The 23641-nt window shown below is 38.2% G+C and carries 25 protein-coding genes; 11 read left to right on the top strand and 14 right to left on the bottom strand.

Annotated features, from left to right (window positions below; translation table 11 throughout):
• Positions 1-147: 147 nt before the first annotated feature.
• The 4 genes from H280_RS0104190 to addA all read left to right on the top strand — a co-directional run bounded on the left by H280_RS0104190 (position 148) and on the right by addA (position 8824).
• A complete protein-coding gene (locus H280_RS0104190; protein WP_020059862.1) occupies positions 148-747 on the top strand; it encodes a TVP38/TMEM64 family protein in 600 nt (199 codons plus the stop codon).
• Positions 748-800: 53 nt separating this feature from the next.
• A complete protein-coding gene (gene lepB, locus H280_RS0104185; protein ID WP_028411095.1) occupies positions 801-1364 on the top strand; it encodes a signal peptidase I in 564 nt (187 codons plus the stop codon).
• Positions 1365-1595: 231 nt separating this feature from the next.
• Positions 1596-5105, top strand: coding sequence for a helicase-exonuclease AddAB subunit AddB (gene addB, locus H280_RS0104180; RefSeq protein ID WP_020059860.1), 3510 nt, complete (start codon positions 1596-1598; stop codon positions 5103-5105).
• Positions 5102-8824 (top strand): helicase-exonuclease AddAB subunit AddA, encoded by a 3723-nt coding sequence (gene addA, locus H280_RS0104175; RefSeq protein WP_020059859.1) that lies wholly within the window; start codon positions 5102-5104, stop codon positions 8822-8824. The genes addB and addA overlap by 4 nt, the downstream gene beginning before the upstream one ends.
• Before the next feature lie 39 nt (positions 8825-8863).
• Here the strand turns inward: addA and H280_RS0104170 are convergent, their stop codons facing one another.
• The 7 genes from H280_RS0104170 to H280_RS0104140 form a co-directional block, all read right to left on the bottom strand.
• The gene (locus tag H280_RS0104170) at positions 8864-9079 is read right to left on the bottom strand and encodes a spore germination protein (RefSeq protein WP_020059858.1); all 216 of its coding nucleotides are present in this window, start codon (positions 9077-9079) and stop codon (positions 8864-8866) included.
• 41 nt (positions 9080-9120) lie between these two features.
• Positions 9121-9507, bottom strand: coding sequence for a spore germination protein GerPE (locus H280_RS0104165; RefSeq protein ID WP_020059857.1), 387 nt, complete (start codon positions 9505-9507; stop codon positions 9121-9123).
• A gap of 12 nt (positions 9508-9519) precedes the next feature.
• Positions 9520-9714, bottom strand: a complete 195-nt coding sequence (locus H280_RS24655) for a spore gernimation protein GerPD (protein ID WP_081625587.1) — start codon at positions 9712-9714, stop codon at positions 9520-9522.
• Between the two features lie 6 nt (positions 9715-9720).
• Positions 9721-10335, bottom strand: coding sequence for a spore germination protein GerPC (locus H280_RS0104155; protein ID WP_020059855.1), 615 nt, complete (start codon positions 10333-10335; stop codon positions 9721-9723).
• A 61-nt stretch (positions 10336-10396) separates the two neighbouring features.
• Positions 10397-10603: a spore germination protein GerPB gene (locus tag H280_RS0104150; protein WP_020059854.1), complete on the bottom strand. Its 207-nt coding sequence runs from the start codon at positions 10601-10603 to the stop codon at positions 10397-10399.
• A gap of 15 nt (positions 10604-10618) precedes the next feature.
• Positions 10619-10840 (bottom strand): spore germination protein, encoded by a 222-nt coding sequence (locus H280_RS0104145; protein ID WP_020059853.1) that lies wholly within the window; start codon positions 10838-10840, stop codon positions 10619-10621.
• Positions 10841-10977: 137 nt separating this feature from the next.
• Positions 10978-11157, bottom strand: coding sequence for an aspartyl-phosphate phosphatase Spo0E family protein (locus H280_RS0104140; protein WP_020059852.1), 180 nt, complete (start codon positions 11155-11157; stop codon positions 10978-10980).
• Between the two features lie 214 nt (positions 11158-11371).
• On the opposite strand from H280_RS0104140, the gene H280_RS0104135 reads away from it, so the two are divergent.
• The gene (locus H280_RS0104135; protein WP_020059851.1) at positions 11372-12298 is read left to right on the top strand and encodes a fumarylacetoacetate hydrolase family protein; all 927 of its coding nucleotides are present in this window, start codon (positions 11372-11374) and stop codon (positions 12296-12298) included.
• Positions 12285-12779 carry an HXXEE domain-containing protein gene (locus H280_RS0104130; protein WP_020059850.1) on the top strand — a complete coding sequence of 165 codons (495 nt, stop codon included), beginning with the start codon at positions 12285-12287 and terminating at the stop codon, positions 12777-12779. The genes H280_RS0104135 and H280_RS0104130 overlap by 14 nt, the downstream gene beginning before the upstream one ends.
• A 41-nt stretch (positions 12780-12820) precedes the next feature.
• Here H280_RS0104130 and H280_RS0104125 read toward each other — a convergent pair whose 3' ends face one another.
• On the bottom strand, positions 12821-14011 hold the full coding sequence (locus tag H280_RS0104125; RefSeq protein ID WP_020059849.1) for an ornithine--oxo-acid transaminase: 1191 nt from the start codon (positions 14009-14011) through the stop codon (positions 12821-12823).
• A gap of 152 nt (positions 14012-14163) precedes the next feature.
• Here H280_RS0104125 and H280_RS0104120 point away from each other — a divergent pair, with 152 nt between their 5' ends.
• Positions 14164-14517 carry a YisL family protein gene (locus H280_RS0104120; protein WP_020059848.1) on the top strand — a complete coding sequence of 118 codons (354 nt, stop codon included), beginning with the start codon at positions 14164-14166 and terminating at the stop codon, positions 14515-14517.
• A gap of 52 nt (positions 14518-14569) precedes the next feature.
• Here the strand turns inward: H280_RS0104120 and H280_RS0104115 are convergent, their stop codons facing one another.
• Positions 14570-15121, bottom strand: coding sequence for a DUF2777 domain-containing protein (locus H280_RS0104115; protein ID WP_020059847.1), 552 nt, complete (start codon positions 15119-15121; stop codon positions 14570-14572).
• Positions 15122-15439: 318 nt separating this feature from the next.
• On the opposite strand from H280_RS0104115, the gene asnB reads away from it, so the two are divergent.
• Both asnB and H280_RS0104105 read left to right on the top strand, forming a co-directional pair.
• On the top strand, positions 15440-17287 hold the full coding sequence (gene asnB, locus H280_RS0104110) for an asparagine synthase (glutamine-hydrolyzing) (protein ID WP_020059846.1): 1848 nt from the start codon (positions 15440-15442) through the stop codon (positions 17285-17287).
• A gap of 225 nt (positions 17288-17512) precedes the next feature.
• On the top strand, positions 17513-18910 hold the full coding sequence (locus H280_RS0104105) for an alpha-amylase family glycosyl hydrolase (protein WP_081625586.1): 1398 nt from the start codon (positions 17513-17515) through the stop codon (positions 18908-18910).
• Between the two features lie 207 nt (positions 18911-19117).
• Here H280_RS0104105 and H280_RS0104100 read toward each other — a convergent pair whose 3' ends face one another.
• Entirely contained in the window at positions 19118-19609 is a 492-nt protein-coding gene (locus tag H280_RS0104100) for a YajQ family cyclic di-GMP-binding protein (protein ID WP_020059844.1), read from the bottom strand.
• Between the two features lie 348 nt (positions 19610-19957).
• Here H280_RS0104100 and H280_RS0104095 point away from each other — a divergent pair, with 348 nt between their 5' ends.
• On the top strand, positions 19958-20812 hold the full coding sequence (locus H280_RS0104095; RefSeq protein ID WP_020059843.1) for a CvfB family protein: 855 nt from the start codon (positions 19958-19960) through the stop codon (positions 20810-20812).
• Between the two features lie 40 nt (positions 20813-20852).
• On the opposite strand, the gene prsA is transcribed toward H280_RS0104095, so the two are convergent.
• On the bottom strand, positions 20853-21704 hold the full coding sequence (gene prsA, locus H280_RS0104090) for a peptidylprolyl isomerase PrsA (protein ID WP_020059842.1): 852 nt from the start codon (positions 21702-21704) through the stop codon (positions 20853-20855).
• Positions 21705-22145: 441 nt separating this feature from the next.
• Positions 22146-22277 (bottom strand): DUF3941 domain-containing protein, encoded by a 132-nt coding sequence (locus H280_RS24650; protein WP_020059841.1) that lies wholly within the window; start codon positions 22275-22277, stop codon positions 22146-22148.
• Positions 22278-22382: 105 nt separating this feature from the next.
• Here H280_RS24650 and H280_RS0104080 point away from each other — a divergent pair, with 105 nt between their 5' ends.
• A complete protein-coding gene (locus tag H280_RS0104080; protein ID WP_020059840.1) occupies positions 22383-23240 on the top strand; it encodes a YitT family protein in 858 nt (285 codons plus the stop codon).
• Between the two features lie 50 nt (positions 23241-23290).
• Here the strand turns inward: H280_RS0104080 and H280_RS0104075 are convergent, their stop codons facing one another.
• Positions 23291-23488 (bottom strand): DUF3813 domain-containing protein, encoded by a 198-nt coding sequence (locus tag H280_RS0104075; protein WP_020059839.1) that lies wholly within the window; start codon positions 23486-23488, stop codon positions 23291-23293.
• Positions 23488-23628, bottom strand: coding sequence for a hypothetical protein (locus H280_RS0104070; protein ID WP_020059838.1), 141 nt, complete (start codon positions 23626-23628; stop codon positions 23488-23490). The genes H280_RS0104075 and H280_RS0104070 overlap by 1 nt, the downstream gene beginning before the upstream one ends.
• Positions 23629-23641: the final 13 nt, after the last annotated feature.

Genomic DNA, 23641 nt, shown 5'->3' with positions numbered 1-23641 from the left:
GTAAAGTAATAACAAGAAAAGGTAAACAGAAATGTCAGTTCTTCTTATGGAGTTGCACGAATTGGGTTTTTATAGGAAAGGTAATCTTCTCTTCATTCAGAAAAAAGTTACAATTCATTAGAGCAAGGTAAAGGGGTACATAATAGAATGGATTTTCAAACAATTAAAGAGTTTTTTACAATAGAAAATATGGAACATTTGTTAAAGAATTATCAGGAATTTGGTCCATTAATTGGTGTTGGACTTCCGATGATTGAAGCGTTTATTCCAGCTCTGCCTCTCTTTTTATTTGTGATGGCAAATGCAGTTGCCTTTGGATTATGGCTTGGCTTTTTCTATTCATGGCTCGGTTCATGTATAGGGGCGATGCTTGTGTTTTTTATCATTCGTCGTTTTGGAAGAAGTCGCTTTTTTGCTTTTGTAAATAGACATCCACGAGTTCGCAGTGCAATGACATGGATAGAGAGAAAAGGATTTGCACCCATTTTCTTGTTATTTTGTTTTCCGTTTACTCCGTCAGCGCTTATTAATGTAGTAGCGGGTTTGTCTCGTATTAGTAAGCGGCAGTTTATTTTAGCACTTTCACTTGGTAAGCTTGTGATGATTTTCGTGTTAAGTTACGTTGGCCATGATCTTGCTTCTTTTATGCATAAGCCGGTAAAAACAACGATCGTATTAGGTGTCATTTTTATTTTATGGTACGTTGGAAAGAAAATTGAAGTAAAGCTTGAACTGAGCAGAGACTAAACTTCGTAAGTGAGCGCACCCCTGTTATAGAAAAGAGAAAGGGATGTGGCATGATGAAGCGAAAGTGGAAAAAAGAAAGCATAGAGTGGATGAGAACAATTTTTATAGGTGTTTTATTAGCTGTATTTTTTCGCACTTTTTTCTTTGCGACGTATGTGGTAGAAGGAAAATCGATGATGCCTACGCTTCAAGATGGTAATATGCTGATTGTGAATAAAGTAGGTTATCAGTTTGGTGAGTTGAACCGTTTTGATGTTGTTGTTTTTCACGCGAATAAACAAGAAGATTATGTGAAACGAATTATCGGACTTCCAGGTGACAAAATTGTATACAAACGTGATAAACTATATATTAACGGACAATTTATTAAAGAGCCGTATTTAGATGAATACAAAAAACAAATTCATGGAAGACAGTTAACAGGAGACTTTACCCTCGAAGAGTTAACAGATGAACAGGTTGTTCCGCAAGGGTTTCTCTTTGTAATTGGAGATAATCGTTTAGGAAGCTGGGATAGTCGTAACTTCGGATTTGTAAAAATAGAACAAGTTGTTGGAAAAGTTGATTTACGCTATTGGCCAATCAATGAAGTACAAACAAATTTCTCTAAAGGGTAATTCGAAATTTCGAATTACCTTCTTTTTCGGATAAAGTGAAACTTTAATCAGAGGGGATTTTCTTCATCCCCCCTCTGATTATTAGCCCTCACCAATCGGGCTTTTACGGGCAGTTATCCCCCACCTATCCTCTTCAATTCTTTCTCAATCTTGAGGTGGGGGTCTTACTGCCCGTTAATAGCGGGATAGATCTTGATTGATCGAAGTTTACTTATAGAAAGGCGGGTTTACATGTCACTTCGATTTATAATAGGACGAGCTGGAAGTGGAAAAAGTACGATGTGTTTGCAAGAAGTACAACAAGAGCTGCAGCATCGTCCAAAAGGTGAAACGATTTTATATCTTGTGCCAGAGCAAATGACATTCCAAACGCAGCAAGCATTAATTAATGGAGACGTAAGCGGTTCTATTCGTGCACAAGTGTTTAGTTTTTCGCGGTTAGCGTGGAAGGTGCTTCAAGAAGTAGGCGGAGCAAGCCGCCTTCATATTGATGAATCTGGTGTGCATATGCTGCTTCGTAAAATTGTCGAGGCGCGTAAAGAAGAATTATATGTTTTTCGGAAAGCAGCAGAGCAAAACGGTTTTTTTGAACAACTTGGCAGTATGATTACGGAATTTAAACGGTACAATTTAACGCCGTCAAATGTATATGCGATGTGGCAAGAATTAGAGGCTCATAGCAATGGAAATGAACAGAAACTGTTAGCAAACAAAATGTATGATTTGCAGCTTCTATATGATGATTTTGAACGGGCATTAATTGGGAAATATTTGGATTCTGAAGATTATATGAAGCTTTTATTTGAAAAGCTGCCGTATTCAGAGTATGTGAAAGGCAGCATGATTTATATTGATGGATTCCACACGTTTTCACCGCAAGAGTTAGAGATTGTAAGGCAACTACTGCGATGCGGAGCAAAAATGACCATTACACTCACGATTGATGAGCAGACGTTATCACAGCAAGTAGGCGAACTGGATTTATTTTATCAAACGCTGATCACGTATGAAAAACTAAAACAGGTAGCAAGTGAAGAGAAAATTGTTATTGAAAATACGATTGTCATGCGAGAAGGGCCGCGTTTTACGTCACCGGCACTTGCGCATTTAGAGGCGCATTATGATTCTCGTCCCTATGCAGAGTTTCAAGGTGAATCGCACATTACACTATATGCTGCGGCGAATTTACGGGCAGAAGTGGAAGGCGTTGCGCGCGAAATTCGCAGATTAGTAGCGGAAGAAGGGTATCGTTATCGTGATATCGCGGTGCTTCTTCGCAATGGTGAAAGCTATTACGATATGATGAGGACGTTGTTTGTTGATTATAATATTCCATTCTTTATTGATGAAAAGCGCCCAATGCTTCATCATCCATTAATTGAGTTCATTCGCTCAGCGTTAGAAGTCATTAGCGGGAATTGGCGTTATGATGCGGTATTTCGCTGTATAAAAACCGAACTGTTGTACCCGTTAGATGAAAATAAAGCGAGAATACGTGATGAAATGGACGAATTTGAAAATTACTGTTTAGCGTATGGCGTGCAAGGAAAAAGATGGACTTCGGAAGAGCCGTGGACGTATCGTCGCTACCGTTCATTAGATGGTGTACATGGTGGTCAAACAGATAGCGAACGAGAAATGGAAGAAAGGATTAATCGTCTTCGTGAGATTGTTCGCACACCGATTATTCGTTTACAAAAGCGATTAAAACGTGCGGGAACAACAATGGGTATGTGCGAAGCGGTTTATTTGTTTTTAGAAGAGTTAGACGTTCCGAAAAAATTAGAAGAGTTACGCCTGCAAGCAGAGGAAGAAGGGAATTTCTTATTTGCAAGTGATCATGATCAAGTATGGGAACAAGTCATTGCGATGCTAGATACGTGCGTTGAAATGCTTGGAGAAGAGAAAATGTCTCTGCCTTTGTTTATAAATGTGATGACGACAGGGTTAGAGTCACTCCAGTTCGCAAATATTCCACCGTCTTTAGATCAAGTGTTAATTGCAAACATTGACCGTTCTCGTCTTTCGAATATTCGAGCAGCATTTGTAGTTGGAGCAAATGAAGGGATTATTCCGGCGGCACCATCAGATGATGGGGTATTATCTGACGAAGAACGAGAAGTACTTGTTTCAGCAGGAATCGAACTGGCACCAACAGCGCGGCAAAAGTTACTCGATGAACAATTTGTCATCTATCAAACGGTGACAAGGGCAGCGGAGAAGCTATACATTTCTTGTCCGCTTGCAGATGAAGAAGGAAAGACGCTATTAGCATCTAGCTTCATAAAGAAAGTGAAAAGGCTATTCCCGTCTGCTGTCGAAATCTTTTTAACGAATGATGTGAATGATTTGTCACATATCGAGCAAATTTCATATGTGGCAACGCCAGAAGTGACGCTTTCGTATTTAACGCAGCAACTGCAAAATTGGAAACGCTACGGTTTTGAAGGGAATCTTTCTTTTTGGTGGGATGTATACAACTTTTATGTTACAACGCCAGAGTGGAAACAGAAGAGCACTCGTGTGTTATCCAGTTTGTTTTATCGAAACAGGGCGCGTAAATTAAGTAATGCTGTAAGCAAAGAGTTATATGGTGACAAAATTAGAGGCAGCGTATCACGTATGGAACTCTTTAATCGCTGCTCGTATGCTCATTTTGCGCAGCATGGATTATCTTTGAAAGAACGTGATATTTTCAAATTAGATGCACCGGATATTGGGGAACTGTTCCATGCTGCTTTGAAAAAGATTGCTGATAAATTATTGAAAGAAAAGCGTACTTGGGCCGATTTAACAATAAAAGAGTGTGAATATCTTTCTGTTACAGTGATTGAAGAATTAGCACCGCTTTTGCAGCGCCAAATTTTATTAAGTTCTAACAGACATCATTATTTAAAACATAAATTGCAGCAAATTATTTTCCGTACTTCACTTGTGTTACGAGAGCATGCAAAGTCGAGTGGATTTGTACCTGTTGATTTAGAAGTTGGATTTGGTATGGGCGGAACAAATTCATTGCCAGCTATGAAATTTGAATTAGCAAATGGTGTAGCAATGGAAGTGGTTGGACGAATTGATCGCGTGGATAAAGCGGAAGATGAAACGGGCACATTTTTACGCATTATCGATTATAAATCGAGCGCGAAAAAATTAGATTTAACGGAAGTGTATTACGGTTTAGCGCTGCAGATGCTGACGTATTTAGATGTCGTTACAACAAACGCAAGCAAATGGATGGAGCGCGGCGGAAATGTAAATCCTGCTGGAGTACTGTATTTCCATATCCATAATCCAATTGTTGAGATGAAAGGTGACGTGTCGGAGCCAGAGATTGAACAAGAAATTTTAAAGAAATTTAAAATGAAAGGACTCGTTCTTGGAGATGCTGATGTCGTTCGCTTAATGGATAACACGTTAACGACAGGAAGCTCAAATATTATTTCAGCGGGCCTTAAAAAAGATGGAAGCTTTAGTGCACGTTCTGATATTGCGAGTGAGCAAGAGTTTCATGTATTGCAGGAATATGTACATCGTACATTTGAAAACATTGGTACAGATATAACAGAAGGTGTCATCGATATTGCCCCGTATAAAATGGGCAACAAAACAGCATGTACGTTTTGTAATTTCCGCTCTGTTTGTCAATTTGATGAGTCGTTAGAAGATAACAAATACAGGGCACTGCAAGATATGAAAGATAGTGAAGCGTTAGAGAAAATGAGAGAGGAGACCCAGTCATGATTCAAACTTGGCCAGCAAAACCAGAAGGAAGTCAGTGGACCGATGATCAGTGGAAAGCAATCGCCACCGATAGCCGTGATATTTTAGTTGCAGCTGCAGCTGGGTCGGGGAAAACAGCGGTACTTGTTGAACGTATTATTCGTAAAATGATTCGAGAGGACAATCCAGTTGATGTCGATCGCTTGCTTGTTGTGACGTTTACAAATGCAGCGGCGCAAGAGATGAAAAACCGAATTGGATCCGCGTTAGAAAAGGTATTAATCGATGATCCAGCTTCGCCGCATATTCGAAAACAGCTGAGTTTACTTAACCGGGCATCGATTTCAACAATCCATTCTTTCTGTTTACAAGTGATTCGAACGTATTATTATATGCTTGATGTTGATCCGCGTTTTCGTATTGCGAATGAGACGGAGAATGAATTATTAAAAGAAGAAGTTCTCGATGACATATTAGAAGCAGAGTACGGCATGGAGAACAATGAATTGTTTTTTGAACTTGTCGATCGTTATACGAGCGACCGTACTGATGATGACCTGCAGCGGATGATTTTTGCGCTTCATACTGAATCAAGAGCGCATCCAGATCCAAACGGTTGGCTTGATAAATTAGTTAAAGCATATGACGTAGAAGGAAAAACAATTGAAGAATTAATGTATGCTTCGTATTTATTAGAGGATGTAAAGGTGCAGCTGCAAACGGCAAAGCAATATGCCGAAAAAGCGCTCGAACTTGCGATGTTACCAGATGGACCAGCGCCGCGCGTTGAAACGCTGCAAGCAGATCTTTTGTTACTTCAAAACTTGTCTGAAGCAGCTTGCGGGTCTTGGACGAGCACATACGAAGCCATGCAAACTGTTTCTTGGCAAACGTTAAAGCGTATTAAAAAGAGTGATTATAATGAAGAGATTGTGAAACAAGTTGATGCTCTGCGGAATAAAGCGAAGGATGAAGTAAAGAAATTGCATGAAGAATTATTTAGTCGCAGTCCAGAAAGCTTTTTACGCGATTTTCAAGATATGCACCCTGTATTGCAAAAGCTTGTTACTCTTGTAAAAGTATTTACAGAACAGTTCCAAGCGATTAAGCGCGATAAAGGAATGGTTGATTTTACAGATTTAGAGCATTTTTGCTTACAAATTTTAAGTGAGCGTACAGATAAGGGAGAAATGCGTCCCTCACCAGTTGCGTGGCAATATCGTCAAAAATTTACAGAAGTGCTTGTGGATGAATATCAGGATACAAACTTTGTGCAAGAATCAATTATTAAGCTTGTCACGAAAGATTCGGAGCAAGACGGTAATTTATTTATGGTGGGCGATGTAAAACAGTCCATCTATCGCTTCCGTTTAGCAGAGCCAGGACTATTTTTAGGGAAATATAAACGTTTTACATCTGAAGGTATCGATGGCGGCATGAAAATTGATTTGGCGAAAAACTTCCGTAGTCGTCATGAAGTATTAGCAGGAACAAACTTTATTTTTAAACAAATTATGGGCGAAGCTGTCGGAGAAATTGATTATGATGAAGACGCTGAGTTGAAGCTTGGAGCGAGTTATCCAGAAGGGGCGGATACATCGGCAGAATTGTTATTTATTCATCAATCCGAAAGTGCGGCGGTGGATGAAGAGGAAGGTGTGGGGTTAGAAAAAGCGCAATTAGAAGCACGCCTCATCGCGCAAAGAATAAAAGCAATGGTCGATTCTGGTCATGAAGTCTATGACCGAAAAACAAATGGTATGCGTCCTGTTACGTATCGTGATTTTGTTATTTTACTGCGCTCTATGCCATGGGCGCCGCAAATTATGGAAGAGTTAAAACAACAAGGTATCCCTGTTTATGCAGAGCTTGCGACTGGTTATTTTGAAGCGACTGAAGTGAATGTAATGATGAACCTGTTTCGCGTTATTGATAACCCAGCGCAAGATATCCCATTAGCAGCTGTGCTTCGTTCGCCAATTGTTGGATTAACAGATGAAGAGCTGGCGATGTTGCGTACTCACGGGAAAAAGGGTTCCTTTTATGAAGTACTGCGCTCTTTCTTGCAAGGCGCACCGCTTCAGGAAGAGAAAGAATTACATGAGAAACTATCATGGTTTTTCGAGCATTTACAAGAGTGGCGTGAATTTGCGCGTCAGCAGTCGCTTTCGGATTTAATTTGGAAAGTGTATCGTGAAACAGGTTATTATGACTTTGTGGGGGGTCTCCCTGCTGGTAAGCAGCGTCAGGCAAACCTTCGTGTGTTATATGACCGTGCCCGTCAATATGAAGCAACTTCATTTCGTGGTTTATTCCGCTTCTTACGTTTTATCGAGCGAATATTAGAACGCGGGGATGATATGGGAACAGCACGTGCGCTCGGCGAACAAGAAGATGTTGTGCGCATTATGACCATTCATAAAAGTAAGGGACTGGAGTTTCCGGTTGTATTTGTAGCAGGGCTTGGCAGACGTTTTAACACACAAGATTTAATGAAGCGTTTCTTACTGCATAAAGATTTCGGATTTGGTTCGCAGTTTATTGATCCGAAAAAACGCATTAAATATACGACATTATCGCAGCTCGCGATTAAGCGCAAAATGAAAATGGAACTGATTGCCGAAGAAATGCGCGTCTTATATGTCGCATTAACACGTGCGAAAGAAAAGCTCATTTTAATTGGAACTGTAAAAGATAAAGAAAAAGAAATACAGAAATGGCTTGATGCCCGCGAACATACAGACTGGTTATTGCCTGATTATGTACGTGCCGGGGCAACTTGTTATTTAGATTGGATTGTACCATCATTATGCAGACATAAAGATAGTGACATGCTTTTTGAGATGGGACAAGGAAGTATTCCGGCTGATATATATGAATATGATGCAAACTGGAAAGTAGAAGCGGTTGATGGGGCAGAGTTGCAAGCGCCAGAGCCAATGAAAGAAGAAAAGCAAGAATTATTAGAAGCGCTCAGAGAGCAAAAATCAGTTTCACTAAGCAGTGAGAAAAAAGATGAAGTGTATAAAAGGTTAACGTGGCAGTACGGGTTCGAGGATGCGGCAACGCACCGCGCCAAGCAATCTGTTACGGAAATTAAACGAAACTACCAAGCGCAAGAAGGTAGTGATACGGCGTTTATAAAACGAGTTCGTGCACCAATTGAAACGCGCCCGCGTTTTATGGAGAAAAAAGGACTTACGTATGCAGAACGCGGGACAGCTGTTCATACTGTTATGCAGCATGTAAATTTAGCGAAAGCAATAACAGTTGAAGTGATTCGAGAAAAAATGGCGGAAATGGTGAATAAAGAGCTGTTAACATTTGAACAAGCAGAAGAAATCGCACCAGAAAAAATTGTTGCCTTTTTTGAAACAGAACTCGGAAAACGACTGTTAGCTGCAAAGTGTGTAGAGCGCGAAGTACCGTTTACGATGATGTTATCTGCAGACGAAGCATATCAAGATTGGGCAGATGAACAAGACGAATCCATCCTTGTTCAAGGGGTTATTGATTGTATGATTGAAGAAGAGGATGGCATCGTTTTAATTGATTTTAAAACAGATGCAATTGAAGGCCGCTTCCCAGGTGGATTTGAACAAGCGAGACCAATATTAGAAGAACGGTACAAAATACAGCTAGCACTTTATCGGAAAGCGCTAGAGAAAAGTTTACATCAATCCGTAAAAGAAACATATTTATACTTCTTTGATGGCAGTCACGTATTGCAAGTAGACTGATAAGGAACGAAAAAACGGAGGGATTCCCTCCGTTTTTTATTATGCTGTTCCAATTTGATCTTGATCAGCTACATCTGAGTCAAATGTATTTGTACCGCTTACACCGTTAAATGTATTCAGAACAAACGCAACATTTGAAGAACCGGATCCGTTATAAGCTTTCGTATTTTCTTTTGGGGATACATTATAGAAGTCTCCTAAGTTAAAAGAACCGTTACTATTTTGAACGACTAAGTTTCCGACAAGAGATGGCATATTTTCACCTACTTCAATTTCCTTTTATGGTACTATATGATTTATTTATCAAAAGGTTCCTCGGTAGCAAATTGGCGAATTTGTAAAATACGTGAGTTTGCAAATACGTAATCAATAGATCCGATATGAAGACAAGACGCGCTTAGCATACTTTGTATGGTAATACAATTTACTTCGATAAAAGGATTTTTATTAATAACTTTCATTTGTACTTCGTTTACGCGAGTTGGAATTGTGATTTCGTCATCAACAAATAATTCATATGATTCGAACTTTTCTTCTTTAGAATGAAAGTTAGGAATTTCGCGCTGAACGACAATCGCTCTACTTTTTAATTCCGCATGATTTGTATCACCAATTTGAACAACGGCGCTAAGTCCGAGTGAAAAAACAGAAGGTTGATGTACAACAGAAATATGTCGAAACATAATGAGTCCTCCTTACCTTGGAGTGGTAGGTACAGCGGTTACGAGTGGTACAAATGGACCGCCTGTAACAGACTCGAATGGTGTATCTAAAATAGAAGATGAAATAATGAAGTTTGCATCGCCGATTAAGAATAAAGCAGACGAAGATAGCCCGATCGCTCTAATGTTTCCTACTTTGATTTCGTGATTAATAACAGTAAAATTCATATGCATTTACTCCTTTCGGAAGTTACGCGGTATATGCTGAATAAAGGAAAGAAATGCTTTATCGATATCTTGTTTCATTGCTTGGACAATGAGATCTTTCATATACTGTGGATTAGATGTAATTTCTGGATGCGGCTGTACTTGAGATAAATAGTATGGAAGACGGTGTTCCATTTGTTGCTTTATATCATCGATCATCATTTGACGGTACATATCGTCAAGAGGTGCTCGTTCTTCTTGTTCAAAGTAAAGAATACGACTATATGCTTCTTCGTCTAAATAGCGATGCATTTCTTGAATGATGTCTTGATAAAAATCGGGATTTATCTGAGTCTCAGGATTTACTTTTAATGTTTCGGTAGCTACATCAAAGTCTTCGATCATTTCTCCACTACTCGTAAATGGATTTAAACCAATATTTAATGTACCATTTAAATTTTCGACTTTTAGCTGATCAAATTTATATTCGACTTTTCCAATGGAAGAGGATGGACGCTGCTTTAGTTCTTCTATTTGCTCAGTTAGCTGCGCTAGTTTTGTTTCTAGAGCATTAATTTTCTCTTGTTGTTGTTGAATGAATTGTTGCATTTGCTGTAAAAAAGTATATAAATCTTGACTCACTGCTAGAAGCCTCCTTTTCAATCTGGAGGGGGGATTGGTATATGTCTATGATATTAGTACGTTAAGAAGAACTAGGAGGAGGGGAAATAGAAATAATTTGTCCCTCGGCTGTTAGCGGAGGGGTTGGTTGTGTGAATCCGCCTGTATTAGAGAACTTTGATAATGTTTTAATACTGCCGGCACTTCCGATTTGAAAGACAGATGAAGTTGTAATACTATCTACCCTTAAATTGTTAATGATAATACTTTGGTGTACAAATAGTTTCAATTTCTATTCCCTCCTTTAATAAGTAGCAGTAATTGGCTGATCGATAATGTCATTATCATTTACATTTGTCGTACTTTCGTAATTATATACAGATACATTTTCTCCAACATTAAAAGAACCCGCTCCTGCAAATGCACGGGAATAACTAATAGGACGAATAGCAAATACATCACCAATGTGCAATACACCGCTTGATCCGATATTAACAATATTAATGTGTCCAACCATTGCAGGCATAGAAAACACCTTTCATGTGAAAAATTTTTGTATTTGCCCCTTTTTACTCCGAATGTTTATGATGGGAGTTTTACTCTATTATTGTATGGGCGTCTGGGCAAATATGTGTCTGTTTTTTTAAAATAAAAAACGTGCACTTAGCGAGAGTGCACGTCTGTATGATGAGTTGGCATATCATCTATTTGAATGAGTAATATAACATTTAAGAGCCTGTCCAGCTCTTGACTACAACTAACTGTTTTTTGAGATGTCATTCCGTATCGTTTGGCCAAGTATTTCATTTTTTCACGTTTTTTTTCAATCGCTTGCTCAAACATAGAATCGGCTCCGTCTCCTTATAGATTTTAGGTGTGTCCGTAGTACATATTATACAAAATTTCCATAAAAAAGAAACTCATTCGCTAAAAGAAGAAGGGATTCTACATATTTTGGCAAAAAATTTTTTCGATTATGTGAACAATAGCGAGAATATTGTAAATTAAAAATATTTTCGGGAGGATTTTTGTTAGTAGGTACGAATACAATTACAGTATGAACTTGAAGATGGGATGTGGAAACGTGCGGTTTGTGACAGCAAAAACAGATGAAAAAGTGTTTGTTGGTGTTGTAGACGAAACATCACAAACGGTGTTGCATGTAAGGGAAGCACAGAGGAAAAAAGAAGAAAAAGTTACGATTCCTATTACGATGTTAGAGTGCATGGAACAAGGAGAATCCTTTATTACGAAAGTAAATGAGATTGTCGAATGGGCGAAAGAACATGGTAAAGATGCTTATTATCCATTATCGGAAGTTAAGTTATTGGCTCCTATTCCAAGACCGAGAAAAAATATTCTTTGTGTTGGAAAGAACTATCGTGAGCATGTAATCGAAATGGACAAAGAGGGAATCACTCCAGAAAATCTTATTATTTTTACAAAGGCTCCAACAACGGTAATTGGCGATGGGGATCAAATTTATAGTCATCCACATGCGACAAGTGAGCTTGATTATGAAGGAGAGCTTGCAATTGTAATCGGCAAGCGTGGAAAGGAAATTCAAAAAGAAGATGCCATTCATTACGTGTTTGGTTATACGATTATAAACGATGTTACAGCTAGAGATATTCAAAAGAAACATAAGCAATTTTTCCTTGGAAAAAGCTTTGACACGTTTTGTCCAATGGGACCTGCTATTGTGCATCACTCAATGATTGGGAATCCGAATGATCTTCATATTGAAACGAAGGTGAACGGGGAAGTACGCCAATCTTCTTCAACGGCAAACATGATATTTTCCATTGAAGAAATTATCTCCATTGTAAGTAAAGGAATGACGTTAGAACCAGGTGATATTATTGCAACTGGAACACCAGCCGGAGTTGGAAAAGGGTTTCAACCACCGCGATTTTTACATGCTGGTGATGAGGTTGTTGTTACTGTAGAAGATGTTGGAACGCTTCGTAATGGTGTCAAATAAAAAGGCACGTTCTTCATATTTCTGGCTGATTCCAATTATTTTTGCTTTGCATAATGCAGAAGAGTATTATTTTTTTCCGGAAATGAAGTATTTCCTCCCGGTTCAAATGGAAGAGAATATGCTGCAATTTAAGCATTTTTTCATAGCACTACTCATATTAACTGTTTTTGTGTGCGGGGTTGTGCTTATACACAATCTGTTTTTGAAGAAGATTACGTTATATATGGTGTTGTTTACACAAGCCATGATTTTTATGAATGGGATTGTTCATCTTGTAGGGGCAATTTTAAAGAGAGGGTATGTGCCTGGATTTGGTACAGCTTTATTCTTAGTCATTCCTTTTTCATTGTTTTTGTTTTGGAAAGGGAGTGTATGTAGTTGGTGGAAATGGAAGCACGTGTGGATATCGTGTATCATCGGTATTTTACTCATGTTTCCTATTCTAGCTAGTCTGTTGTATATCGTTAGGACCATTGCATAGCAAAAAGAAGGTTGCCTTTTAACGGGCAACCTTCTTTGGTATTAAGATAATACTTCTTTAATTTTTTCGAATGCCCATTGTAAATCTTCTTCAGAAATAACAAGTGGGGGAGCAATGCGGATTACATTTTCATGTGTTTCTTTACATAGTAAACCAGCTGCTTTTAATTGTTCACAGTAAGGGCGTGCAGATTCATTTAATTCGATACCGATAAATAATCCTCTTCCGCGCACATCTGTAATCATTGGATTGTCAATTTCACGTAATTGATTTAACAGCTTTTCTCCTAATTGTAAAGAGCGTTCTGTTAATTTTTCTTCCAATAGTACATCTAGAGAAGCAAGAGAAACTGCACAAGCTAATGGATTACCGCCGAATGTAGAACCGTGAGAGCCTGGCTCAAATACTTCTAAAATGTCACGATTTGCAGCAACGCAAGAAATTGGGAATACACCGCCGCCTAGTGCTTTTCCAAGAATGTACATATCAGGAATAACATTGTCCCAATCACATGCAAATAATTTTCCTGTACGGCCTAAGCCTGTTTGGATTTCATCTGCGATAAATAATACATTTTCTTCTTTACATACATTGTATGCTTCTTGTAAGAATCCTGCTGGTGGAATGTTAATACCAGCTTCGCCTTGGATTGGCTCTAAAATAAAGGCAGCTGTATTTGGTGTAATTGCCCCTTTTAATGCGTCGATATCGCCGTAAGGAATCACAACAATACCTGGAAGCATTGGTCCAAATCCGCGTTTATATTCATCATTGGATGACATGGACACAGCACCCATTGTGCGGCCATGGAAGTTATCTACGCAGACAATAATTTCCGCTTTATTTTCTTCTACTTTTTTCACATCATATGCCCAGCGTCTTGCTGTTTTGATAGCGGTTTCAACAGCTTCCGCACCTGTATTCATTGGTAAAATCATATTTTTATTTGTTAAATTCGCAACTTTTTCATACCAAGGACCTAATTGATCACTGTGAAATGCACGTGATGTTAATGTTACACGCCCAGCTTGGTCGATAAGTGCTTGAATAATTTTTGGATGACGATGCCCTTGGTTTACAGCAGAATATGCACTGAGCATGTCCATATAACGATTGCCTTCTGGATCTTCTACCCAAACACCTTCAGCTTTCGCAATTACGATTGGAAGTGGATGATAGTTATTTGCGCCGTAAGTTTCTGTTAATTCGATAATGTCCTTTGTTTGAATCATGCTAGCTCCCCCTTTGTTTTTACAAGAAGTTTGTAAATACTCTAAATATTATATCATTTAAGTAACGAAAAAGCGAAATATTTCCTGAAAAGAAACGGACGTGGTATCATATAAAGTGAAAAAGTTTGGGAAAAGAGGAGGAAGAAATTTATATGGTACATATGCACATTACGGCATGGGCACTTGGGATTATTTTGTTTTTTGTGGCATATTCGATGTATACGAGTGGGAAAAAGGCAAAAGGTATGCACATGGTAGTTCGCTTACTGTACATCTTAATTATTGCATCAGGATTATTAATTTATAAAGATGTCCATTGGATGCCTATGATGTATGGGATTAAAATGCTTGTTGGCATCTGGGTAATTGCTTCAATGGAAATGGTTCTTGTGAAAGCAAGTAAACAGAAAGCAACAGGGGCGTTTTGGGCTCAATTTGTTATTATGTTTGTAGTTGTATTATATCTTGGTTTACGATTACCGCTAGGGTTTTCGCCATTTGCTTAAACAAAGAAGCACGTTATCTCGCTCTATAAGTGAGATTAACGTGCTTTTATTGTTAATTTCCAACGTGCAATTCATCTCCATCTGCTTTTGTCATTTTAAATAGATCCTTACTATTTGTAGAATAGCGGACATAATGATGATGGAGGGCGCAAATCATTTCTTCATTATCAAATAAGAGAATATTAACGCCTTCGCATGAATGGTCTTTTCGATGGAATGATAAAAAATTGTGAGCATAGATGCAGTCGTATAAAGAGTAGCCTAGTGATTGCAAAGCTTCCGTGACAAGTGAAAAGGATGAATCTGAAAGCTCTTCTATCCACTCATGGTAGCTTGTCAGCAGTTTCTTTCGAATGCGAATGGTTTCGCCGTTTTGCAGCGGATGATGTTCATTTGCTACTTGCAAAATATTATGTTCATAAAAACGAGCGGGTAACCAATTATTGTTATATAAAATCTCAAATCCATCTTCAATTATATCTTCTAGTAAAAAAGCCTCATCGCTTTCTTCGTCAAAAAATATCCATTCTTCGTTTATATATTCCACATTTCCAATTGTATGAGCACGCGGTTGACTATACAAAATATGTTTACGCTGTTTCATTCGTGTTCGCTCCTTTATATAGAAGTTTCTGTTCTTGTTATAGACAGTTCGGTCATTGTTTATCCAAAAATAGGTAATTTATAATTGAAAAAAGCAGTTTCAAAGGCGTTTGGCGATGGAATAGAGGGGGTGTGCCATCAGGCAGCAGTGTCAACTCCACTCGTGTTAAGCATCTGGTAAAGGGGATACACGAGAAACCCCCACTTCAAGATCCAAGGAGATCAGTGGAGGGAGTTTTCATAACATAGGAACGTACAATTAAAATTGGGCATAGAATAAAAACAGACTGCGGATATGAGATGAGAAAGGGTGATCGCAATGTGCGGCATTACAGGGTGGGTTGATTATACAAAAGTGTTATTACAGGAAAAAGAAGCAATAACAAAGATGGCAGAAACGCTCGCAAAAAGAGGTCCGGATGACACGAACGTTTGGCTTTTGAATCATGTTGCTTTTGGCCATAAACGGTTAATAGTTGTCGACCCTGAAGGCGGTAGACAACCGATGGTGCGGGAGAAAAAAGAAGAACGTTACGCCATTTGCTATAACGGCGAACTATATAATACAGAAGATATTCGGAAAGAATTGCTGCAAAGAGGTTATACGTTTAAGGGGCATTCTGATACGGAAGTGTTGCTCGCTTCTTATGTGGAATGGAAAGAACAGTGCGTAAATCATTTAAATGGTATTTATGCATTTGCTGTATGGGATGAACAGGAAGAAAAAGTTTTTATTGCGCGTGATCGATTAGGAGTAAAGCCACTCTTTTATAAACATGATGCTGGGCGGTTATTGTTTGGCTCAGAGTTAAAAGCGATTTTAGCTCATCCTAATGTGAAGGCAGAGATTACGACAGAGGGATTGGCAGAAGTATTTGGATTAGGTCCGTCTCGAACTCCTGGGCATGGTGTATTTGCTGGAATTGATGAGTTGCGCCCAGGTCATGCACTTACGTTTTCGAAAGATGGTTTAAAAGTTTGGCGCTATTGGAATGTTGTAAGCGAAGAGCACACACATAATTTTGAAGAAACGGTAGAACAAGTTCGTTTTCTATTGCAAGATGCCATTACAAGGCAGTTAGTATCGGATGTTCCGCTCTGTACATTTTTATCGGGCGGTGTCGACTCCAGCGCGATTACCGCATTTGCGGCGATGGCGTATGAGCGAGAAGCGAAAGGGAAGCTTCATACGTATTCGATTGATTATGAAGATAACGAAAAATATTTCAAATCAAATGCATTTCAGCCAAATTCAGATGCTCCGTTTATTACGCTAATGACAAATACATTTGATACGATCCATCATCGCTGTGTAATTTCTAACGAAAGTTTAGCAAAATATTTAACGGAAGCTGTCATTGTTCGTGACTTGCCGGGGATGGCTGATATCGATTCCTCATTACTATGGTTTTGCCGAGAAATTAAACAAGATTTTGTCGTAAGTTTATCAGGGGAATGTGCAGATGAAATTTTTGGTGGTTATCCGTGGTTTTACCGAGAGGATGATTTACAATCCAGCGCGTTTCCGTGGATGCGATCAACAGAGGCTCGTGAACAATTGTTAAAAAAAGAATGGCGTAAAAAACTAAATTTACAAGAGTATGTTCAGTATCGCTATGAAGAATCAGTGCGTGAAACCCCGGCGTTAGAAGGAGAAAGTGCATTAGATGCAAAAAGAAGACAATTATTTTATTTAAATATGATTTGGTTTATGACAACGCTGCTTGACCGAAAAGATCGGATGAGTATGGGGGCTAGTTTAGAAGTACGTGTGCCATTTGCTGATCACCGCCTTGTCGAATATGCGTGGAATATTCCTTGGGAAATGAAAATGTATAAAAACCGCGAAAAAGGTCTATTGCGCAAGGCGTTAGAAGGTGTCTTGCCAAATGATGTGCTGTATAGAAAGAAAAGTCCATACCCGAAAACGCATAATCCATACTACACGAAGGCTGTCACATCATGGCTACAAGAGCTATTAACGGATAAACAGTCCATTCTCCATGAGTTATTTGATAATGAACAGTTGCATGGATTAATTGAATCAGGCGGAAGTGCATTTCAAACGCCTTGGTTTGGGCAGCTTATGACAGGACCGCAGTTGTTGGCGCATTTGGGGCAAATTCATGTTTGGTTTAAAGAGTATGGGATTGATATGAAAGAATAAATCAAGCAATGAAAAGCAAATGATTGAACTTCTGAAAGAAATTAAAAATGCAGTGGAACGTAAAGAAAAATAAGTTTTCGATATTAAAATGAGAAAGCTCAGAGTTTTTTAATCTGAGCTTTTTGGCTGAATTTTTGTTCAAACATAACCTACCTTGGTGGTCTAACTTCCAATCAAACATATCCCTAAGCGCTTCTATGTAATTGAAATACGTTAGTATACGAGATGGGATTAAATTGTTATACTTTTCTTATAATTAGAAAATTTGGGGGAAGCAATGTGAAGAGGGAGTTAGGGAAATATATTCTATGTTTTATATGTCTATTGTTTGTATTTCAATTACCTATTCATGTGTCGGCGAAAGAAATGAGGCCGTGGGAAGATGAAATTGTGTATTCTATTATGATTGATCGTTTTAATAATGGCGATTCGAGAAATGATAAAGGGATTGATGCGAATCGTTTAGAAGCATATCAAGGGGGAGATATACAAGGGATTATAAAACGACTGGATTATATAAAAGAGATGGGCTTTACTGCTATATTGTTGTCACCGCCCACTGCAAGTAGTAGTTATGATGGGTATGATCCAACTGATATAACAAAAATGAATGAACATTTTGGCCAGGTGAAGGACATGCAGCAACTCGTCCAAGAAGCGCACGAGCGAGATATGAAAGTAATGCTTGAATTTGTAGTGAATAATGAAGATAAAACGGGCACGATTGAATATGCGAAACAATGGATTAAGCAGACGGATATAGATGGTTATTATTTGATACATAATGAGAATATTCCGAAGTCAGTTTTGAATGAAGTGATTGCATCTGCACAAAGTGTAAAACAACATTTTTTTGTAATAACGGATACGCAAATGGAAGGAGCAAAAGGAGTATGGAATCAAGCTTATCAAGAGCGCATGGCAGACGTGTTTGCAAAGCCGAATATTTCTGTAAAGTCATTGTATGATGTGACGAAAAGCGGCGACGATCGTTTGGAAGGGACGTATGTAGATAATAGCCAAACGGAGCGTTTTGTTAGAAAAGCAAAAGAAAATAAATATTATCCACCGGCCCGCTTGAAATTAGCGCTTGTTTATTTATATACATCACCTGGTATTCCGTTTGTATACTATGGTACTGAAATTGCATTAGATGGCGGAAAGGTACCTGATAATCGGCGGTTAATGGATTTTAAATCAGATGAGAAGTTTTTGCAGTATATAGGGAAATTAGGAGAACTTCGCAAAACATTACCAGCTCTTCGTTACGGCACATTTGAATTATTAAATGATAAAGATGGTATGAGCATAATAAAGCGCAAGTATAAAGGTGAAACAACGCTTATTGCGATAAATAACACAACGAAAACACAAAAGGTGGAACTTGCTGCAAATGAATTTGGGAAAGATCATGAGCTGCGCGGATTGTTAGAAGATGATAGGGTGCGAGAAGAAAATGGGAAATATTACATTGTTCTGAAAAGAGAAACTGCGAATGTATATGCGCTTGCCGAAAAATCAGGATGGAACTGGTCGTTTATTGCTGCTTTAGTAGGTGTGAATGTGTTATTTATCATCTTCCTTGTATTGATAAAGAAACGAAAAGGAACGGAATCCTATTGAAAAATAAAAGAAGCTGACCAAAAAAGTGGATTTTGGTCAGCTCTTTTTATCCCGCTATTCGTGGGCAATAATACTCCCGCCTCAAACTTCAGCGAAAGCAAAGAAGGTTGGTGGGAGATAAACTGCCCGTAAAAGCCCGATTGGTTCAACAAATAATCAGTGGGGGAGAAGAAAACCCCACTGATTAAAGTTTCACTTTATGTATGACTATCGGTAGTTGATAAATTGTACGTCGATTGATAAATCAGCTCCGCGTACAGCTGCGATAACTGCTTGCAAATCATCTCGGCTTTTTCCTGTTACACGAACTTGATCATCTTGTACTTGTGTTTTTACTTTTAATTTTAATTCTTTAATAATATTATTAATTTTTTTCGCATTTTCTTTATCAATGCCTTGTTGTAATTTTGCGCGTTGACGGACCGTACCGCCAGAAGCGGTTTCGACTTTGCCGTAATCTAAGTTTTTGATCGGAACTTCACGCTTAATTAATTTTGAAATCAAAACGTCTTTTACTTGATCTAATTTGTACTCGTCGTCAGAAGTTAATACGATTTCCTCTTTTTCTAATTTAATGTCGCTTTTACTTCCTTTAAAGTCATAGCGATTTTGAATTTCTTTTAAAGCGATATTAATCGCGTTTGTTACTTCTGGAAACTCTACTTTTGAAACGATATCAAAAGAACTATCTTTTGCCATAATAAGCACCTCCAAATTAAATTCCACCTCTACCCCGCTTTAACGGGCTATAATATTCCACTTAAAGTATAGCGGAAAATACATTCGTGGGATAAGCGGGATAAACAGTCCATAAAGGCCCGATTGGTTCGACTAATAATCATTGAAGAAGACAGCTTCAATGATTAAAGTCTCATTTTATTATAGTGAATTTTGGTCAGTTGGACAAATAAATGAAAAAACGTGTATAATGAAACTTTGTTTGGAATGATAAAAAATAATATAAAGCTGTTCTCGATGTGGGTGTTTTTATATGAAGATTCCACCTGTTAGAATAAGATAAAGTATATAGAGAAGGGAATTAAAACTATGAAGTTACAACCAGGAGCGATTGAAGAAGTAACGGTTTTACGCGAAACAGAAATTGGATATATGGTCGGTTACGAAGAAGATGAAGTATTTTTACATAAAAATGAAGTTGCTGGAGAAATTGAAGAAGGCGACACAATTGAAGTGTTTTTATATCACGATCATCAAGAACGTTTAGCAGCGACGATGAAAACGCCACTTATTACAACAGAGGATTGGAACTGGGTAAAAGTTGTGGAAGTGAAGCCTCGTTTAGGAGTGTTTGTTGATATCGGTGTTTCGAAAGATATATTAATTCCAGCTGATGAGTTTCCGATTTATACACCAGTATGGCCGCAAGAAGACGATGAGTTATATTGTACATTAAAATTAACAAATCGTGGCCGTTTAATTGCTCTTCCGGCAAGAGATGCGGATATGCAAGAAATTGTAGTAGAAGCGACGCCATCTATGCGCAATAAAAATGTAAATGGTCGTGTGTACCGTTCGTTGCAAGTGGGATCATTTGTATTTACAGATGAACATTTTCGTGCCTTCTTGCACCATTCTGAGCGCAAAGAGCAAGTGCGTATTGGAGAGCGCGTAACAGGTCGTATTATTGATGTGAAAGAAGATGGAACAATTAATATTTCTCTTCTTCCCCGTAAAGAAGAAGGAATGGAAGATGATGCAGCGGTAATTTGTGAATATATGGAAAGTCGCGGCGGTGCGATGCCGTTTTGGGATAAGAGTCACCCAGAAGATATTGGGGAGCGTTTTCAAATGAGTAAAGCAGCCTTCAAACGTGCTCTTGGTAAATTGATGAAAGAAGAAAAGGTTTATCAAGAAGAAGGCTGGACATATTTTAAAAAGTAATAAAAAACAGCCGAACAAATGTAATTTGTTCGGCTGTTTTTTATGATTGCCCTAAACGTGTAAAAGTATCTTTTAAGTCGTCATCTTTTACTTTAATATTTTCTTTCTTTAATTCGGCGATTAATACTTTTTGGCGCCATGTGTTATCTTGGATACGCTCAGCTTCAAGGGTTTTGCGAATAGAATCTTTTACTTCGTCGTATGGCTTTAATTCTTTTTTGTCTGTTAATTTAATAATATGGTAGCCTTTTGTTGATTTGACAGGTTTGCTTACTTCACCGACGTTTAATTTATAGGCAGCATCTTCGAATTCAGGTACCATTTTCCCAGGGCCAAAGTATCCTAAATCTCCACCATTTTCTTTTGAAGCTATATCTTCAGAATATTTTTTTGCTAATTCTTCAAATGATGCACCGCTATTCAGTTGTTTTTTTATATCGTTTGCCGTTTGTTCGTCGTTTACTAAAATTTGGCTAGCTTTAATTTCTGGTTTATATCGAGCTTTTATGTCTTTTTCAGTGATTGTTTGTTTGATTGCTTTATCGATGGCTAAGCTAGAACGAATCTGTTTTTTTAAATCGTCTTCGTTCTTTATGCGGTTAGTTTCAAGGAACATTTTAAAATTATCGCCTGTTTGTTCTTTCGCCTTGTTAAATTCTTTATCCACTTCATCATCAGACACTTTATATTTTTTAGTCATAATATCTTGTGCCATCATTTCATAAAGCATATCTTTTCCGAAGCGTTCTTTTAACGCCTTATCAAATTCGCCTTTTGATATCGTGCTAGTAGTAGAAGTTGCGATGGGATCGGAACTATCTTTTGGATCGCAAGCAGCTAACATTAATGTACCGAGCGTCGCTGCTGCAATAAATAATTGTCTTCGTTTCATGTAAACACCTCATCCGAAAATTGTTATTACTATTGTAGAAAAAGGAAGTGAACATGATGTGAATTCGAGATGACTTTTGTAGAAATAAAGTAACTACTCAGTCACTTTATGAAAAACCGATAGAAAAGCATTTTTTTGAGTGGCGCTGAGGGACTGGCTATTTATAGAAGCGGTCAGGACCTTTTCCTGCCACGCGCAAAGTTTGAAAACAAAGAAAGGCAGCGAGGTGTAGGTCCATTTTTACTCCACTGATTAAAGTTTCACTTTATTTTCAGGGCAGCAATTATAGGTAAGTGTATTTTCGCTGGAATTATACTCCTTACCAAACTTCTAAATGAAATGTATGGCTGAGTAGTTACGAAATAAAAAAGTACATCAACGGAAATGTCGATGTACGAGGAGGACCTGTTTGTATGAAATAGAGGATCCGAGTTTAGCTATTTATAGATGATCCGTCTTTTTGGAATAAGCGCGTTTTCCTTGCGTTATATTTTTTTGTTGTTCTTCATTTTTTTGTGTGCGTTTTGCGTTATTATCACGCGCTTTTTTGTCATTGTCACTTGTATGAGGCATATGATTCAACTCCCTTCATAACAGTTGTACGTTTATCATTTCCGTTTTCGTTAAGACTATGTATAATGTATACGATGGAATTTATATAAAGGTGGACTGGGAGATATGGACTTAAAACTGAATTATGCCGAACTCGCTAAAAAATTAGTCGTTGTTATCATTGCCGGTTTGTTAAATGCAATTGGAATGAACTTGTTTTTAACGCCGGCGAAAGTATACGCCAGCGGTTTTGCTGGATTATCACAATTGCTTTCCCAAGTGTTAGGGGATTTTCTGTCAATTCATATTTCTACAGGAGTACTTTTTAGTTTGTTTAATATCCCGGTTGTTATTTTAGCTTGGAAAAAAGTAGGGAAATCATTTACGTTCTTTAGTTTCTTAAGTGTCGCATTTATGACGCTATTTTTAGAAATCGTGCCAGTCAAAGCCGTATCTCATGATATTATTTTAAATGCTATTTTTGGAGGGCTAATTTCTGCGGTAGGTGTAGGACTTGCGTTAAAATGGGGAGCTTCAACAGGCGGTTTAGATATCATTGCGATGATTTTATCTAGAATGAAAGATAAGCCGGTCGGAACGTATTTCTTCTTATTTAATGCGATTATTATTGTCGCAGCCGGTTATTTATATGGTTGGGAAAAAGCGCTTTATACGTTAGTGACATTATATGTATCTTCACGCATTATTGATGCCATACATACACGTCATGTGAAAATTACGGCATTCATTGTAACGAAAAATGGAGCAGAGGTGCGAAAAGCAATTCATGAACGATTAGTTCGAGGGATTACCTCAGTTCCAGCAACAGGTGCGTTTACGAATGAAAATAAAGAGATGTTAATGATCGTTATTACTCGTTACGAATTATATGAATTAGAAAGAATTGTGAAAAAAGTAGATCCAGGTGCATTCACAAATGTTCTTGAAACAGTTGGGGTGTTTGGGTTGTTCCGTAAAGATTAATAAAAGAGGACCGTATTTGGTCCTCTTTTTGTTTGTTCCTCTAGTTGTAGTTACTCAGTTGTTGAAATGCTTTGAAGCTCTTCTTGCATTTCGCGTAATTGTACTTTTTCGGCAGTAGAAGAATTCGTATAAGCGGACAGCAATGCATTTTTTGCTTGATTAACAAGTGCTTGCTGTTCGCTGTCGTTGGAACAAGATACAGCTTGAGAGACGGCATCTCGTGCTTGTTGAAATAGTAAGTTACCCATTAGAACCCTCCGAGAGAAGAGTTATTTCGTTCTTTTTCTGCTTCAGCTAATGTACCACGGTATGGGAATCTTGCGTCGTGTTGCATAACAGAGTCTGCTCCTTGTTGCACGAAACGTTTTGATTTGTTCTTTTTACCCATTCGTAATGCCCCC

Source organism: Bacillus sp. 123MFChir2, from assembly GCF_000383235.1.
GTDB lineage: Bacteria > Bacillota > Bacilli > Bacillales > Bacillaceae_G > Bacillus_A.
This window is presented reverse-complemented; position numbering and strand designations above follow the sequence as displayed.